The sequence below is a fragment of the Ralstonia sp. 24A2 genome (assembly GCF_051783885.1).
GTDB lineage: Bacteria > Pseudomonadota > Gammaproteobacteria > Burkholderiales > Burkholderiaceae > Ralstonia.
The window spans coordinates 717,748-734,258 of sequence record NZ_JBPVZD010000001.1 but is presented as its reverse complement, the minus strand read 5'-3'; the positions used below and the strand labels follow the sequence as shown (position 1 = coordinate 734,258).

Here is a 16,511-nt window from a genome sequence, read left to right as displayed (position 1 = left end):
CGCCGTTTTTGTTTTTCAGATTTCGAATCTTTAAGCAGGTACAGCATGAAAGTGATGGTGGTCGGTTCGGGCGGTCGAGAGCACGCCCTGGCATGGAAGCTGGCTCGCTCGCCCAAGGTGCAGGTGGTGTATGTAGCGCCGGGCAACGGCGGCACGGCACTCGACAAACGCCTGCAGAACGTGCCGATCACGGACCCGGAAGTGCTGGCCGCCTTTGCCGAGCGCGAAGGCATCCACTTCACGGTGGTGGGCCCGGAAGCGCCGCTGGCTGCCGGCATCGTCGACCTCTTCCGCGCCAAGGGTCTGCGCATCTTCGGGCCGACCAAAGCGGCTGCACAGCTTGAATCGTCGAAGGATTTCGCCAAGGCGTTCATGCATCGCCACGGCATTCCGACTGCCAAGTACCAGACCTTCAGCGATGCAGCGCAAGCGCACGCCTACATTGACCAGGAAGGCGCCCCCATCGTCATCAAGGCCGACGGCCTGGCTGCCGGCAAGGGCGTGGTGGTGGCCATGACGGCCGAAGAAGCGCACAGCGCCATCGACATGATGCTGGCCGACAACCGCCTGGGCGACGCCGGTGCGCGCGTGGTGATCGAAGAATTCCTGGCCGGCGAAGAAGCCAGCTTCATCGTCGTGTGCGATGGCAAGAACGTGGTGGCGCTGGCGACCAGCCAGGACCACAAGCGCCTGCTCGACGGCGACGCCGGCCCCAACACGGGCGGCATGGGCGCCTACTCGCCCGCGCCGGTGGTCACGCCCACGCTGCACGCCCGCACGCTGCGCGAGATCATCATGCCGACCATCCGCGGCATGGAAAAAGACGGCATCCCCTACACCGGCTTCCTGTACGCCGGCCTGATGATCGACGCCGAAGGCAACCCCAAGACGCTCGAATTCAACTGCCGCATGGGCGACCCGGAAACGCAGCCGATCATGGCGCGCATGAAGACCGACCTGTACGACGTGCTCGACCGCGCCATCGACGGCAAGCTCGACGGCATGGAGCTCGACTGGGACCGCCGCACCGCGCTGGGTGTGGTGATGGCTGCCCACAACTACCCGGACACGCCGCGCAAGGGCGACGTCATCACCGGCATCCCGAAAGAGACGGAAGACAGCGTGACCTTCCACGCCGGCACCACCCTCAAGGATGGCGTACTGACCACCAATGGCGGCCGCGTGCTGTGCGTCGTTGGCCTGGCCGACACCGTCAAGGCCGCCCAGCGCGCCGCGTACGGTGCGATCGAGCAGATCCAGTTCGACGGCGCCCAGTACCGTACCGATATTGGCCACCGTGCCATTCGTCACTAAACCTGCTAGTTGACCGCGCCAATGCCCCCAATAGGGGGCAGGCGCGGCATCCGTCACCCAGGGTGATCCCCACCAAGCCCCAAGCGGCTCGCCCGCTACAATGGTGACAACCGCATGACTCGGCCGCACGAACGGCCCCTCCCGACCTGATGGATACCCAAGCCGTCCGCGCCTACCTGCTGGACCTACAGGACCGCATCACCACCGCTGTCGGCGCACTCGACGGCGGCACCTTCGCCACCGACGCGTGGGATAAGCCGCCCACCGAGCGCCTGCGTGGCAGCGGCCGCACCCGCATCCTGGAAGGCGGCGCGCTGCTGGAGCGCGGCGGCGTCGGTTTTTCGCATGTGATGGGCGACACCCTGCCCCCCTCGGCCACCGCCAACCGGCCCGAACTGGCCGGGCGTGGTTTCGAGGCGATGGGCGTGTCGCTGGTCTTCCACCCGCGCAACCCGTACGTACCGACGGTGCACATGAACGTGCGCTGCTTCGTCGCCGTGCGGCCCGATGCCGAGCCCGTTTGGTGGTTCGGCGGCGGCATGGACCTGACGCCCTACTACGGCTTCACCGAAGACGCCACGCACTTCCACCGCACCTGCCAGGGCGCCCTCGCCCCCTACGGCGACGAGCTGTATCCCCGCTTCAAGCAGTGGTGCGACGACTACTTCTATCTGAAGCACCGCAAGGAAGCGCGCGGCATCGGCGGCATCTTCTTCGACGACTTTGCTGAGCTCGGCTTCGAGCGCAGCTTCGAGATGATGCGCGCCGTTGGCGACGCCTTCCTGCCCGCCTGGCTGCCCATCGCCGAGCGACGCCACGCCACGCCCTATGGCGACACCGAACGCGACTTCCAGGCCTACCGCCGTGGCCGCTATGTCGAATTCAACCTGGTGTTCGACCGCGGCACGCTGTTCGGCCTGCAAAGCGGCGGCCGCGCGGAATCGATCCTGATGTCGATGCCGCCCGTGGCCAACTGGCGCTACGACTGGCAGCCCGAACCGGGCTCGCCGGAAGCGGTGCTCTACACCGATTTCCTGCCGGCGCGCGATTGGGTATGACGCTTCCCACGTTCGTGCGCCCCGACCTCGACCGTCCCTATCGCCTCGGCTTGCTGGGCGGCACGTTCGATCCGCCGCACGTCGGCCACATCGCCCTGGCCGAACTGTGCATCGCCCGGCTCGACCTGGATGAACTGCTGTGGATTCCAACCGGCGTGTCGTGGCAAAAGGCCGCCGACATCACGCCCGCCCCGCTGCGCTTCGCCATGACGCAACTGGCCGCCAAGGCGGTACGCGGCGGGCGCGCCCGGGTTCACGTCAGCAGCATGGAAGTCGACCGCCACGGCCCGAGCTACACCATTGACACCGTGCGCGAATTGCGCGGCGTCTACGGGCCGGAAACCTCGATGGCGTGGCTGATGGGCGCTGACCAGCTCGTCGGCCTGGACACCTGGCATGGCTGGCAAGACCTGTTCGAATACGTGCATCTGTGCGTCGCCACGCGCCCCGGTTTCGACCTGAACGCCTTGCATGTGCCAGTGCAGCATGAACTCGATGTGCGCCGAGGCGACACGGCATTGGTACAATGCGCACCCGCCGGTCACATGTGGATCGACCAGACCCTGGCCGTCGACCTGTCGTCCACCCGCCTGCGCCAGCAGCTTGCCACCGGCGCGCGCTGCGACGCCGACCTGCCCGCCGGTGTCGCCGACCTGATCCAATCGCATTCGCTGTACCGCCGTGCCAATGGCACGGTCAGTGCCTGACCGCGCTTCCCAAAGCGCTTTTTTGACCTTTTTTCTCGCCTTTTAAACGTTCTTCTCACTCAGTATGGATATTCGCAAACTACAACGCGTGATCGTCGACGCGCTCGAAGACGTCAAGGCGCAAGACATCAAGGTCTTCAATACGACGCACCTGACCGAACTGTTCGACCGCACGGTCATCGCCAGCGGCACGTCCAATCGCCAGACCAAGGCCCTGGCCGCGTCCGTCCGAGACGCCGTCAAGGAAGCCGGCGGCCACGTCATCGCCGTGGAAGGCGAAGACGTGGGCGAATGGGTGCTGGTCGACTGTGGCGACGCCGTGGTCCACATCTTCCAGCCGCAACTGCGCCAGTACTACAACCTGGAAGAAATCTGGGGCGACAAGCCGGTGCGCGTCGAACTCGGCGGCACCAGCAAGCGCGGTCTGCCCAAGGCCAGCGAAGGCTACGACGACGAGGAAGACGAAGCCGAAGAGGTCACGCCGGCCAAGCGTCGTACCACCAAGCCGGCGCTGGCCGGTGAGCGCCCAACCAAGGCAGCGGCACCGACCAAGAAGGCTCCCGCCAAGACCGCTGCCAAGAAGCCTGCCACCAAGCGCGCAGCCGGCACCGGCAAGCCCGCCACGAAGGTCGCAAAAACAGCCGCCGCAAAAACGGCGACCAAGACGGCAGCCAAGCGCGCTCCGGCCAAGAAGCGCGCGGCGTAACCTCGCGCAGGCAGTCTCGCCATGCAGTTGTTGATCGTTGCCGTCGGGCACAAGATGCCGTCCTGGATCGAGGACGGCTTCTCTGAATACGCCAAGCGCATGCCGCCCGAGCTGCGCATCGAACTGCGCGAGATCAAGCCCGAGCAGCGCTCGGGCAGCCGCACCGCCGCCACCGTCATGCAGCTTGAGGCCGCGCGCATTGAAGCCGCGCTGCCCAAAGGCTGCCGCATGATCGCGCTGGATGAGCGCGGCAAGGACCTGACCACAGTCGCGCTCGCCGAATCCCTCACCGGCTGGCAACAGGAAGGCGGCGACATCGCCTTCGTGATTGGCGGCGCAGACGGGCTCGACCCGGCGCTCAAAGCCAAAGCTCGCACGCTGATCCGCCTGTCGAGCCTGACGCTGCCGCACGGCATGGTGCGCGTGCTGCTGGCCGAGCAGCTCTATCGCGCGTGGAGCATCACGCAGAACCACCCATACCACCGCGTATGACCATGGATGCCCCGGGCGCGCCACACCTCTATCTCGCCTCGCAAAGCCCGCGCCGGCAGGAGTTGTTGCGCCAGATCGGCACGCGCTTCGAGCTGCTGCTGGCCGATGGTGATGAGGATGCCGAAGCGCTCGAAGCTGTGCTCCCCGGCGAAACGCCCGACGACTACGTCCAGCGTGTCTGCGCATTAAAGGCGCAGGCCGCGGTGCGCCGCCGCATTGCCCGCAACCTCCCTGCCCTGCCGATCCTCACATCCGACACCACGGTGTGCCTGGGCGGCGAGATTCTCGGTAAACCCACGGACGCCGCCGACGCCCACCGCATGCTGCGCGGCATGTCCGGTCGCGAACACCGCGTGCTGACCGCCGTCACCGTCGTCAAAGCCGATGGCACGCCCATGCACGCGCTGTCCATTTCCGACGTGCGCTTTGCCGTGCTGACCGACAACGACATCGCCCGCTACATCGCCAGCGGCGAGCCGTTCGGCAAGGCTGGCGCGTACGGCATCCAGGGCCGCGCGGCCGCCTTCGTGGCCCATATTTCGGGAAGCTATTCGGGTATCATGGGCCTACCCTTGTTCGAGACTGCCGCACTGCTCGCACAGGCGCAGATCACGCTGTAACTCGCCCCTGACCGGCCGCTGACGCACGCCCCGGACAGCGTGCGGGGGCCGGTTTCAAGACACGCTTCGGGCAACCTGTTCAGCCCAGAGGCGGGTGCTGAAACCCGCTCTCCAGGTATCCCCATGTCCGAAGACATCCTCGTCAATATCACGCCGCAAGAAACGCGCGTGGCCATCGTCCAGCAAGCCGCCGTTCAGGAACTCCACATCGAGCGCACACTTACGCGCGGCCTGGTTGGCAACATCTATCTCGGTAAGGTGGTGCGCGTGCTGCCGGGCATGCAGTCGGCCTTCATCGATATTGGGCTGGAGCGCGCGGCGTTCCTGCACGTGGCCGACATCTGGCACCCGCGCGATGCCAAGGACGCACCGCCCACGCCGCAGGTCGCGATCGAGAAAACGCTCTTCGAAGGCCAGGCGCTGATGGTGCAGGTCATCAAGGACCCGATCGGCACCAAGGGCGCGCGCCTCTCGACGCAGGTCAGCATTGCCGGCCGCACGCTGGTGTATCTGCCGCAGGACCCGCACATCGGCATCTCGCAGAAGATCGGCAACGAGGCCGAGCGCGAAGCACTGCGTGCTCGCGTGACAGCCATGGTGCCAGCCGACGAGCGCGGCGGCTTCATCGTGCGCACCATCGCCGAAGAGGCGAGCGACGAAGAACTCGCCAACGACGTCGCCTACCTGCGCAAGATCTGGGCGACCATCCGCCACAACGCCACCACCCTGCCCGCCCCGTCAATCCTGTACCAAGACTTGAACCTCGCCCAGCGTGTGCTGCGTGATTTCGTGACGGACGAAACGCGCAGCATCCAGGTCGATTCGCGCGAGAACCATCAGAAGCTCGTCGAGTTTGCGCAGGAATACACACCGGCCGTGGTCGAACGTCTGACGCACTACACCGGCGAGCGGCCGATTTTCGACCTGTACAACATCGAAGCAGAAGTCGAGCGTGCACTATCGCGCCGGGTCGATCTGAAATCGGGCGGCTACCTGATGATCGACCAGACCGAGGCGATGACGACCATCGACGTCAACACCGGCGGTTACGTGGGCGCGCGCAACTTCGACGACACGATCTTCAAGACCAACCTGGAAGCCGCGCACACCATCGCTCGGCAACTGCGGCTGCGCAATCTGGGCGGCATCATCATCATCGACTTCATCGACATGGAGTCGGCGGAGCATCGCGATGCGGTGCTGGCCGAGCTGCGCAAGGCGCTGTCGCGTGACCGCACACGCATCACGGTCAACAGCTTCTCGCAGCTTGGGTTGGTGGAGATGACGCGCAAACGTACGCGGGAATCGCTGGCGCACGTGCTGTGCGAGCAGTGCCCGGTGTGCCAGGGCAAGGGGCAGGTGAAGACGCCGCGCACGGTGTGCTACGACATTCTGCGCGAGATCATGCGCGAGTCGCGGCAGTTCAATCCGCGCGAGTTCCGCATCCTCGCGTCGCAGTCGGTGATCGACCTGTTCCTGGAAGAAGAGAGCCAGCACCTTGCGATGCTGGGGGACTTCATCGGCAAGCCGATCTCTCTGCAAGTGGAATCTTCGGCGGCCAGCCAGGAGCAGTACGACATCATCTTGATGTAGCACTGCCCAAAGCGAGCACGACCGCTACGGTTTGGCGGGGCTGCCGTGCGGCACCGGTGCGGCGGTAACCATATGGGTGGCGCGCGCGGTCAACCGTGGAATCTGCTCCCGCATCACCAGCAATGCGCCCAGCACCACCAGCATGGCGATCCCCAGCATTGCCAGGTAAGCGCTCGAACCACCTGCCGTGATGACCATGGCACCGGCGAACGCGCTCAAGATCGCGCCCAGACGCCCGAACGCCACGGCTGAGGCAGTGCCGGTAGCGCGCACTGCCGTCGGGTAGACGAACGCGCATAACGCATACATCGTCGACTGCACCGCGTTGACGAACAGGCCATGCAAGCCCAAGCCGACGATCAACAATTGCGTGCTCTGCCGGGCATCCACCCCCTGCATGGCGAACGCGCTCAGCGCGGCGCCGATGCAGCACAGTGCCATGGGCCAGCGCGAACCCCAACGCGCAATCGCCACAGCACATACAAGCGCGCCAATCACGCCACCCAGGTTGTAGGCCGTCAAACCTTGCCCCGCCACGGCCACACTCAACCCCTCCGAGGCCAGCATGGTCGGCAACCAGCTGAACGCCGCATACACCGCCAGCAGGCACATGAAGAACGCCGCCCACAGCGCCACCGTGTCACGCGCCTGCCCCGGTGCAAAGAGCGAGCGGAAGCCCGCGTGCTGGATGACTTTCTGGCCGGCTAAATCGATAAACGTGGCATCTGCCGGCGTGGTGCGCTCCATACGCGTCAGCAGCTTCGCCAATTGCGTCCAGTGTGACTGGCGACGCGCCAGGAACCGAGGCGACTCCGGCAGCGCGGCAACGAGCACGAAGCCGAGTACCAGCGGCAACGCGCCGCCAATCCAGAACAACCCGCGCCATCCGTAGATTGGCAGCACATGGCCGGCAAACATCCCCGCCAGCATGCCGCCCAGGGGCACGCACACGATGGTGGCGGTCACGGCCAGCGTGCGACGCCGGGCCGGTGTGAACTCCGCCGTCATCGTCGTCGAGCTTGGCAATGCGCCGCCAATGCCCAGGCCCGCAATGAAGCGCAGCGCGGCGATCGTCGCCACGTTGGGTGCGAAGCCGATCATGCAGGTCGCCACACCAAACACGAACACGCTGCCGATCAGGGCCCAGCGTCGTCCGAAGCGATCGGCAAACAAGCCGGCCAGCGCGCTGCCGATGCCCATGCCGATCAACCCGGCCGCCACCGCCGGCGCAAATGCGTTACGCGTGATGCCCCACTCCTTGATGAGCACGGGGATGGCAAAGCCGATCAGCTGGCCATCAAATCCATCCATGACGATGGCAAACGCCGCAAGCAGCACGGCGGCCTTCTGGGCAAATGAGAATGGCCCATCGTCCAGGACACTGCCGATGTCGATGGGCGCGCGATCCTGGCTCATGTCGGCCTCCCTTCGGAGGTTGAACGGCCGCAGGGCCAATCCGTCGCGTACGCCTGTGCAAGCGCGCTAGACGCGCCCGCCAGTCTGAAGCAGCACAGCATGTGGTTGTCTCCATTGGGCTGGCGTCTGCGCGCCATTTATTTAACATGTTAACAATATAGGCGGACCCGCCTCCTGTTCAACTAGGGTGTTTGCGGATGCGTGGGTTGCGCTTGCACCAGTCGCACCAACTGCATCAGCGTCTCGGTGTGTGGCACGCGCACGCCATGGCGGCGCGCCGCCACAATCACGGCCCCGTTGATCGACTCGATCTCCGTCGGGCGTCCTGCAAGTACGTCCTGCAGCATCGACGGCTTATGCCCGCGATGCGCGACGATGGCATGGCGCACGTTGTCGCTTACCTTGACGGCATCGACGCTGACACCGCTCGCGCGGGCCACCGCCAGCACCTCTTCAACGATGGTCAGAGCGAGTGCCGGCCCGTCCTCCACCGCACCCAGCGCATCGACTGGGCGGTTGAGCACCGTGCACAGCGGATTGAGTGCCGCATTGAAGGCGACCTTCTCCCAGACGGCGCCCCATACGTTGGCGTCCACCCGGCACTGCAAGCCCGCGTCGGACAATGCATGTACGACTCGTTCCAGCATCGGCCGATCGGCGCCGTCCGCCGTCATCATGCGGATCACACCGGCGCCATGCGAGCGCACGTGACCGGGCCCCGCCAGATCCGCTGGCCACGTCGTCACGCCAACGAGGATGCGTTCCTGCAGCACCACCGAGCCTAGCGCCTCCACGTTGCCCAGACCGTTCTGCAACGTCAGCACATAAGTAGACGGCCCGATGAGTTGGCGCACACTCGCCAGTGCGGCACGCGTATGCATTGCCTTCGTGAAGACGATCAGCAGATCCGGCACCTGCGTTGCCTGGCTCGGGCGAAGCACCTGCAAGTTGCGCACGCAACGGTCGCCCGCACCGGTTTCCAGTCGCAAGCCGTGAGTGGCAATCGCACCGAGGTGCGCGTCGTTGATATCGAGCAGCGTGACCTGCTCGCCCGTTTCCGCCAGCACCCCACCGAACAGCGAGCCCATGGCGCCCGCACCAAGAATGGCAATCTTCATGCGCATCTCAGAACGGATAGTGACGCGGCGTGGTCTGCACTGTCATCCACCGCAACTCAGTGAACTCGGCCACGCCCGCACTGCCACCAAAACGCCCGAAGCCGCTCGCCTTGACGCCACCAAACGGCATCTGCGCTTCGTCATGCACGGTCGGACCGTTGATGTGGCAGATGCCGGATTCGACACGACGTGCCACGTTCATGGCACGCGCCACGTCGCGGCTGAAGACGGCGGACGACAGGCCGTATGCATTGTCGTTGGCGCACGCGATGGCAGCATCATCACCGCTCACACGCACGATGCCCTTGACCGGACCAAACGACTCTTCTGCGTAGATCAGCATGTCGGGCGTGACGTGATCGAGCAGCGTGGCGGGCATCAACGTGCTGGTGGCCTTGCCGCCGCACAGCAGCTTCGCGCCCTTGGCGAGCGCATCGTCGATCAGGTGATTGCAGCGTTCGACCGTGCTCATGTCGACCACCGAGCCGAGCACCGCCGGCCCCTTGCGCGGATCCCCCAGCGGCAGCGAAGCGGCCTTGGCGGCCAACTTGGTGACAAACGCATCGGCGATGGCCTCATCGACGATGATGCGTTCGGTGGACATGCAGATCTGGCCCGAGTTGGCGAACGCACCGAACGCTGCGCCGTCCACCGCAGCATCAATGTCCGCATCGGCCAGCACCAGCAGCGGCGCTTTGCCGCCCAGTTCCAGCACGGCAGGCTTCAAATACGTTGCACACGTCTGCGCGATGATGCGTCCCACGCGCGTCGAGCCCGTGAAGTTGACACGCCGCACTGCCGGGTGCGCAATCATCGCTTCCACGATGGCGCCGGCATCGGCTGGCGCGTTCGTCACGAAGTTGACGACGCCCCTGGGCAGCCCCGCTTCCTGCAACGCTTCGATGATGAGTCCGTGCGTGGCAGGCGATATCTCCGAGCCCTTGAGCACGACGGTATTGCCGCACGCCAGCGGCAGCGCGATCGCACGCACGGCCAGGATGACCGGTGCGTTCCACGGCGCAATGCCGAGCACCACGCCCGCAGGCTGACGCACCCCCATCGCAAGGCTGCCAGGCACGTCGGAGGGGATGATCTCGCCGGCGATCTGCGTGACCATGGCAGCCGCCTCCTGCAAGCCGCTGGCGGCAAGGTGCACGTTGAAGCCTGCCCACAATACGGAGGCGCCAGTCTCCGCAGCCATGGCAGCGGCAAACGCTGCACCCTTGGCTTCGAGCGCCTGTGCAGCGCGCATCAGCAACGCGCGACGCTCAGTCGGCCCCATGGCAGCCCAGCCGGGGAACACCGCAGCAGCGGCATCGACAGCGCGGCGTGCATCCTCCACCGTGGCCGCCGGCGCGCGCGTTGCGACAGAACCATCCAGCGGGTTGCGACGCTCGAAAACCGCGCCATTGCCGGCTTGCACGCGCTCGCCGTTGATCAGCATCGAGATGATTTGCGTCCCCTCCAGCGGGGCGACATTCGTGTTCGTCATCAGGCAATCTCCACTTCAATCAAAGTTGGTCCGGTGGATTGCAGCGCGGTGCGCAGCGTGACCTCAAGCATTTGAGGGTCGGTCACGCGCTCGCCGGCACAGCCCATGGCGCGGGCCAACCCGACGAAGTCGATGCCGTGCAGGTCCGTGCCCTGCACTGGGTCATTGGGTGCGAAGCCGAATACCGGCGCAAAATCCTGCAGGGCAGCATAGCGACGGTTGTTCAGGATCACGAACGTCATGGGCAATTTGAGCAGCGATGCGCTCCACAGCGCCTGGATGGAATACATGCTCGATCCATCGCCAATCAGGCCGATCACACGCGTACCCGGCTTGGCGAGCGCCACACCCACAGCGGCAGGCATGCCGTAGCCCAATCCCCCGCTATCCATGGTGTAGAAAGCCCCCGCGCGACGCATCGGCAGATACGCCTGCATGACGGAACGCGCACTGGGTGCCTCTTCAACGACGATGTCTGCTTCGCCGCGCACGGCATCGAGCGCCTGCAGAACGAAGGCGGTTGACATGGGAGACGTCGGCTCCGCTCGCGGCGATTTGACGCGGGGTGCCGGCAGCGGCCGAGCGGGAGGCGCGGGCCTTGCGAGCAAGTCCTGCACACCGAGGCGGATGTTGCCGACTGCCGAGATGCCCTCGGGCGTCCACGAAGCCGTGGCTGGATCATCGACCAGTTGTACAAGCCTGGCACCCACCGGCACGTGCGGCCCGTGCCCTTCCACGTGATACGTGAACGCCGGCGCGCCAAGCGCGAACACCACGTCGTGCCCCTGCAGCAGCGCGACAATTTTTCCGCGCATGGCCGGGAGGAAACCGGCGAATAGACGGTGGTCTTCCGGAAAGGCGCCACGCCCCGCCATTGGCGCTGTGAACACGCGTGCGTTATGCGCCTCGGCCAACTGCACAACGGCATCCCAGGCGCCTGCCCGGTCCACTGCTGCGCCCACGACAAACGCCGGCCGCTGCGCCGCATCCAGCGCGTCACCAATGCGCGCGAGCGTTGCGGGATCAGGCCGCACCGCGTACGCCACTTCATGCACGGCGACAGGCTCGGTCAGTTGATCCCAGTCATCAACGGGGATCGACACCAGCACAGGCCCGCGCGGCTCCTGCATGGCGACGTGATACGCGCGGGCCAGCGCCAGCGGCACGTCCTGCGCACGTGCCGGCTCGATGCTCCATTTGACGTACGGCTTGGGCAGCTCGGTCGCCTGATTGGAGGCGAGAAACGGATCGAACGGCAGGATGGACCGCGCTTGCTGCCCTGCGGTGATCACCATCGGTGTGCGGTTCTTGAAGGCCGTGAAGATGTTGCCCATCGCGTTGCCGACACCGGCCGCCGAATGCAGGTTCACCAGCGCGGCGTTGCCAGTCGCCTGCGCGTAGCCATCGGCCATGCCGACCACCACGGCCTCCTGCAGGCCAAGGATGTAACGGAAGTCTTCCGGAAAGTCGCGGAACATCGGCAGCTCGGTCGAACCCGGATTGCCGAACACGTGGGTCATGCCAAGCCGGCGAAGCAGCTCGATCGTGGCGTCGCGCACCGTGACAAGCGCGAGCGAAGTGCGGGTCATGCAGCGTCTCCTTATGTTTCGCCTTGCATTGGCCGCTCAGTATGGGAGTCGCCCACCTTGCGCGATATTGAATTTTTAGGAGAAAGTCATTACCTTTTTGCATGCCTTTCGATCTGCGCCAATTGCGCGCCTTCACCACCATCGTCTCGGCCGGCAGCCTCGGGCGCGCGGCAGAGGTCCTGCACGTCACCCAGCCGGCGCTTAGCCGCATCATCAAGCGGCTGGAGGACGAGGTCGGTGCGCCGCTGTTCGAGCGGCACTCCAAGGGCATGCAGCTCACCGTCATCGGAGAGGCGCTGCTGCCGCACGCCACACTGCTGCAGCGCGAGGCCGATTACGCACGTGAAGAGATCGATGCGATGCGCGGGCTCGCCAAGGGCACCATCCGCGTGGGCGCGGTGGGCAGCATCGCGAGCTACGTCCTGCCGCTGGCGGTCGGCACGGTGGTGGCCCGCTGGCCGAACCTGCGTGTGGAGATTCTGGAAGGCGTGTGGGACCGGCTGGCCGAGGGACTGGTCAAGCACGAGATCGACCTCGCGCTCTCCATGGCGATGCCAGATACAGACGAGATCATCGCGATTGCCGACTGCCGCTGGGAAGACGCGAGTTTCGTGGTCGCGTCGCCGGAGCACCCGTTGCGCAAGCGCCCTGCCCTGACACTCGCCGATACGATGTCTGCGCCATGGGCCATCCCGCCGCGCGGCACCGGCCCGTACGAGCACATGCGGCAGGTGTTCGAGGCAGCCGGCCTGGGGCTGCCCAACATCGTGGTGGAAACACGCTCGGTCACGGCGCTCAAGAGCCTGGTGGCACGCTCGGGCTTCCTGAGCTGGATGGCCGAGCCGATGATCGACGCCGAACGCCGCGCCGGTGTAATCGAACCGCTGCAGATTCCCGGGCTGGCGGCGCGCCGCACGCTTACCGCGTTTCGGCGCCGCCACGGCATCCTGCCCAGCCCCGCCGTCAAGCTGCTCGAAGCATTGCGCGAACTGACGGCCTAGCGCTGCCTATTTCTTCTCGCGCGGCAGACGCCCCATCAGGAAGAACTCTTCGTTCGGCCGCATCGAAATCACGTTCGCCATGCGGTTCGACAAGCCGAAGAAGGCCGTGATGCCGGCGATGTCCCAGATGTCCTCATCGTCAAAGCCATGCACCCGCAATGCGTCGTAGTCGGCTTCATTGACCGTGTGCGAGGCGGTGCAAACCTTCATCGCAAAGTCGAGCATGGCGCGTTGGCGCGCGGTGATGTCGGCCTTGCGGTGGTTGACGGCAACCTGATCGGCCACCAGCGGATTCTTCTCGTAGATGCGCAGGATGGCACCGTGCGCAACCACGCAATACAGGCACTGGTTGGCGCCGGACGTGGCCACCACGATCATCTCGCGCTCACCCTTGGTCAGGCTGCTGCCTTCGCGCAGCATGAGTGCATCGTGGTAGGCAAAGAACGCGCGGCACTCGTCGGGCCGGTGCGACAGCGCAAGGAAGACGTTCGGCACAAAGCCGGTCTTCTCCTGCACCTCGAGGATGCGCGCACGGATGTCTTCGGGAATATCGGCCAGTTCAGGAACGGGGAACCGGCTGATGGGCGGCGTGGTGGTCGTCATGATGTCTCCTTTGGTGTGAGCATCACGAGCACGCCGCCCGGAAGTGAACTGCTTACTGAGTGGCGAACTGGATGCGATGCAGTCCAGCATACAACCCATCGCGGTCGATGAGTTCACGGTGCGTGCCGGCCTCGGCAATCTTGCCGTGCTCCAGCACGATGATGCGGTCAGCGTTTTCGATGGTCGACAGGCGGTGTGCGATCACCAGCGTCGTGCGGCCTTCCATCAACCGTTCGAGCGCAGCCTGCACCTGGCGCTCGGATTCCGAGTCCAATGCGGACGTCGCTTCATCCAGGATCAGGATCGGCGCGTCTTTGTAGATGGCGCGCGCAATCGCCAAGCGCTGGCGCTGGCCGCCAGACAGCTTCGAGCCGTTATCGCCGATGTTGGTGTCAATGCCTTCCGGCAGGTTATCCACCATGTCCGTCAAGTAAGCGGCTTCCAGTGCACGACGCACGCGCGCCATGTCGATCTCGGATGCGTCACGCGCGCCATACGCCACGTTGGCGGCGATGGTGTCGTTGAACAGCACCACGTCCTGGCTCACGAAGGCGATCTGGCGACGCAGATCCTGCAGCGACAGGTCAGCCAGCGCGTCGCCGTCGAGCGAGATCGTGCCCGAGGTCGGATCAAAGAAGCGCGGCATCAGGTTCACCAACGTGGTCTTGCCGCTGCCGGAGGGGCCAACAAGCGCAACCACTTCACCTGGCTTCACATGTAGGTCAACATTGTCGAGCGCGGCCTTGCCATCCGCGCCGTAGCGGAAGGTCACACGATCGAAGCGGATGTCGCCGCGGGCGCGGTCGATGTGCTTGCCGCCCTCCTGGGGCTCGATCGGCGTATCGATCAGACCGAAGATGAACTCGGCGGCAGTCAGGCCACGCTGCAGGGGTTGATTCACGTCCGTCAGGTGCTTGAGCGGCGAGATCAGCAGCAGCATCGCCATCACAAAACCGGTAAAGCCACCGACCGTCGTCTGGTTGGCCTGCGCCTGCATCATGGCGATCGCCAGGATGATGGACAGCGCCAGCGCCGCCAGGAACTGCGTCACCGGTTGATTCAGGCCACCGGCCACGGCCACGCGCATGGCATAGCTGCGCAGGCGATTGGTCATGGCGTTGAAGCGCAGCGATTCGTAAGCCTCGCCGCCGTGCAGCTTGACGACCTTGTAACCACCGACGGCCTCTTCCACCACGTAGGCAGCCTGGTTGGTCAGGTTCTGGCTCTCGCGGTTGAGCGAGCGCAGGCGGCGGTTGATACGCGACATCAGCAGGCCGATGATTGGCAGGATCACCGCAACCACCAGCGTCAGGCGCCAGTTGGTATAGAAGAGGAAGACCAGCAGCGCCAGCACCGTCATCGAGTCGCGCACCATCGTGATGAACACGCCGGTCAGCACCTGCAGGACCTGGTTTACCTCGAAGATCACCGCGTTGATGATCGACGCCGCCGTGTTCTGCTGGTAGTACGACGCCGGCGCCTGCAGCAGCCGCTCGAACATCTTCACGCGCAGGTTCAGCAGCACCTTGTTCGACACCAGGCTCAGCAGGTACGTGGATGCAAACTGCGCCACGCCGCGCACCACGGCAATGCCTACCAGCATGGCCGGCACCTGCCACAGCTTGCCGGCGTATTCACCGCCAAAACCCTGGTCCAGCAGGTCTTTCACGACCTTGGGGATGATCCCTTCCGTGGCCGCCACCACGCCCATGGCAACCATAGACAGAATGAACGCGGTGAGCTCAGGACGCAGGTACGTCCACAAGCGCTTGAGCAACGGCTTGGAGGGGTCTTGATGGTCAGACTTTGCTTGTATACTCACGGCGTTTTCAAATAAGGGTGGGCAGATTGCACCGCATTGCAACGGGCACTGCCGACAACATGTGCACGGCGCGCCTGCCATCCAACGGATGGGCGACCCGGCATTTTACGGCAATCGTCTGTTTCGGCCCATCCTGGCAGCACAATCCACAGCCAAGGCGCCATTGCCGCGTCACCTGATTCCTCCGCATGAGTTCGCGCGTTCCCACGTTCTTCATCAACCTCGAGCATGACGTCAGCCGACGCGAAGCGCTCGAAGGTCAACTCGACGCACTTGGCCTGCCGCACACGCGCTTTCCCGGCGTGTACGGCAAAGCACTCCCGGCCGACCAGCTGGCGCGCCACTACGATCACACCCGCGCCGTAGCCGAAAGCCGCGAACTGACCGTCGGCGAAGTCGGCTGCGCCCTGAGCCACCTGGGCGTCTACCGCGCGATGCTGGAACAGGATCTGCCCTACGCGCTCATCCTGGAGGATGACGCGAAACTCGGGCCGGACGTACCTGCGGTACTCGATGCACTGGTACAGCAGGTCTCACCGGACGAGCCCGTGGTGACGCTGCTCACGTATATCAACCGTTACTACAAACGCAGCGCAAAGCCGCTCGATGCCAGCCACGACGTGGTAAAGCTGGCGAACTACCAGTGGTTGGCGCACGGCTATTTCGTTACGCGCGCAGCGGCCAAACGCATGGTCGAACAGCTCTACCCCGTGTGGCTGGCGGCCGACTACTGGCACAAGTTCGAGCGCGAAGGCATCGTGCAGATGCGCGCGGTCGTGCCGTACGTGATCAGCGTGCAGGATTTCGACAGCGGCTCCAACCTGGAAGCCGATCGCGCCATCAAGAGCCGCGAAGCCGATGAGGAGCGATGGCTCAGCCACCGCCTTCACCTGATCTTCGTGCACAAGTTCCTGTATCAGATCTTCGTGCGGCCGTTCCGCGGGATCGCCAAGCAGAAGAAGACGTGGTGAGCGCCGAGG

15 protein-coding genes are annotated in these 16,511 nt (G+C 65.0%); 9 read left to right on the top strand and 6 right to left on the bottom strand.

Annotation, left to right across the window (positions count from 1 at the left end):
• Positions 1-45: 45 nt before the first annotated feature.
• From purD to rng, 7 genes are all read left to right on the top strand, one after another.
• Positions 46-1,314 (top strand): phosphoribosylamine--glycine ligase, encoded by a 1,269-nt coding sequence (gene purD / locus ACS13N_RS03370; RefSeq protein WP_438930352.1) that lies wholly within the window; start codon positions 46-48, stop codon positions 1,312-1,314.
• Positions 1,315-1,463: 149 nt separating this feature from the next.
• The gene (hemF, locus tag ACS13N_RS03365; RefSeq protein ID WP_438930351.1) at positions 1,464-2,372 is read left to right on the top strand and encodes an oxygen-dependent coproporphyrinogen oxidase; all 909 of its coding nucleotides are present in this window, start codon (positions 1,464-1,466) and stop codon (positions 2,370-2,372) included.
• Positions 2,369-3,079, top strand: a complete 711-nt coding sequence (locus ACS13N_RS03360; protein ID WP_438930350.1) for a nicotinate-nucleotide adenylyltransferase — start codon at positions 2,369-2,371, stop codon at positions 3,077-3,079. Before hemF ends, ACS13N_RS03360 begins: the two co-directional genes overlap by 4 nt.
• Positions 3,080-3,143: 64 nt before the next feature.
• Positions 3,144-3,785, top strand: coding sequence for a ribosome silencing factor (gene rsfS / locus ACS13N_RS03355; RefSeq protein WP_438930349.1), 642 nt, complete (start codon positions 3,144-3,146; stop codon positions 3,783-3,785).
• 21 nt (positions 3,786-3,806) lie between these two features.
• The gene (gene rlmH, locus ACS13N_RS03350) at positions 3,807-4,277 is read left to right on the top strand and encodes a 23S rRNA (pseudouridine(1915)-N(3))-methyltransferase RlmH (protein WP_027680941.1); all 471 of its coding nucleotides are present in this window, start codon (positions 3,807-3,809) and stop codon (positions 4,275-4,277) included.
• A complete protein-coding gene (locus tag ACS13N_RS03345; protein ID WP_438930348.1) occupies positions 4,274-4,897 on the top strand; it encodes a Maf family protein in 624 nt (207 codons plus the stop codon). Before rlmH ends, ACS13N_RS03345 begins: the two co-directional genes overlap by 4 nt.
• A gap of 123 nt (positions 4,898-5,020) precedes the next feature.
• On the top strand, positions 5,021-6,490 hold the full coding sequence (gene rng, locus ACS13N_RS03340; protein WP_438930347.1) for a ribonuclease G: 1,470 nt from the start codon (positions 5,021-5,023) through the stop codon (positions 6,488-6,490).
• A 24-nt stretch (positions 6,491-6,514) separates the two neighbouring features.
• On the opposite strand, the gene ACS13N_RS03335 is transcribed toward rng, so the two are convergent.
• From ACS13N_RS03335 to mdlC, 4 genes are all read right to left on the bottom strand, one after another.
• Positions 6,515-7,906 carry an MFS transporter gene (locus tag ACS13N_RS03335; protein WP_438930346.1) on the bottom strand — a complete coding sequence of 464 codons (1,392 nt, stop codon included), beginning with the start codon at positions 7,904-7,906 and terminating at the stop codon, positions 6,515-6,517.
• 182 nt (positions 7,907-8,088) lie between these two features.
• A complete protein-coding gene (locus ACS13N_RS03330) occupies positions 8,089-9,024 on the bottom strand; it encodes a ketopantoate reductase family protein (protein ID WP_438930345.1) in 936 nt (311 codons plus the stop codon).
• Positions 9,025-9,031: 7 nt separating this feature from the next.
• Positions 9,032-10,516 carry an aldehyde dehydrogenase gene (locus tag ACS13N_RS03325; RefSeq protein WP_438930344.1) on the bottom strand — a complete coding sequence of 495 codons (1,485 nt, stop codon included), beginning with the start codon at positions 10,514-10,516 and terminating at the stop codon, positions 9,032-9,034.
• Positions 10,516-12,105, bottom strand: coding sequence for a benzoylformate decarboxylase (gene mdlC / locus ACS13N_RS03320; protein ID WP_438930343.1), 1,590 nt, complete (start codon positions 12,103-12,105; stop codon positions 10,516-10,518). Before mdlC ends, ACS13N_RS03325 begins: the two co-directional genes overlap by 1 nt.
• 101 nt (positions 12,106-12,206) lie before the next feature.
• Here mdlC and ACS13N_RS03315 point away from each other — a divergent pair, with 101 nt between their 5' ends.
• Positions 12,207-13,106, top strand: a complete 900-nt coding sequence (locus ACS13N_RS03315; protein ID WP_438930342.1) for a LysR family transcriptional regulator — start codon at positions 12,207-12,209, stop codon at positions 13,104-13,106.
• 6 nt (positions 13,107-13,112) lie between these two features.
• Here the strand turns inward: ACS13N_RS03315 and ACS13N_RS03310 are convergent, their stop codons facing one another.
• Both ACS13N_RS03310 and msbA read right to left on the bottom strand, forming a co-directional pair.
• Complete coding sequence (locus ACS13N_RS03310; protein ID WP_438930341.1) at positions 13,113-13,709, bottom strand: peroxidase-related enzyme; 597 nt, start codon at positions 13,707-13,709, stop codon at positions 13,113-13,115.
• A 52-nt stretch (positions 13,710-13,761) separates the two neighbouring features.
• On the bottom strand, positions 13,762-15,429 hold the full coding sequence (msbA, locus tag ACS13N_RS03305; protein WP_438930605.1) for a lipid A export permease/ATP-binding protein MsbA: 1,668 nt from the start codon (positions 15,427-15,429) through the stop codon (positions 13,762-13,764).
• A 290-nt stretch (positions 15,430-15,719) separates the two neighbouring features.
• Here msbA and ACS13N_RS03300 point away from each other — a divergent pair, with 290 nt between their 5' ends.
• Complete coding sequence (locus ACS13N_RS03300) at positions 15,720-16,502, top strand: glycosyltransferase family 25 protein (RefSeq protein ID WP_438930340.1); 783 nt, start codon at positions 15,720-15,722, stop codon at positions 16,500-16,502.
• Positions 16,503-16,511 lie beyond the last annotated feature (9 nt).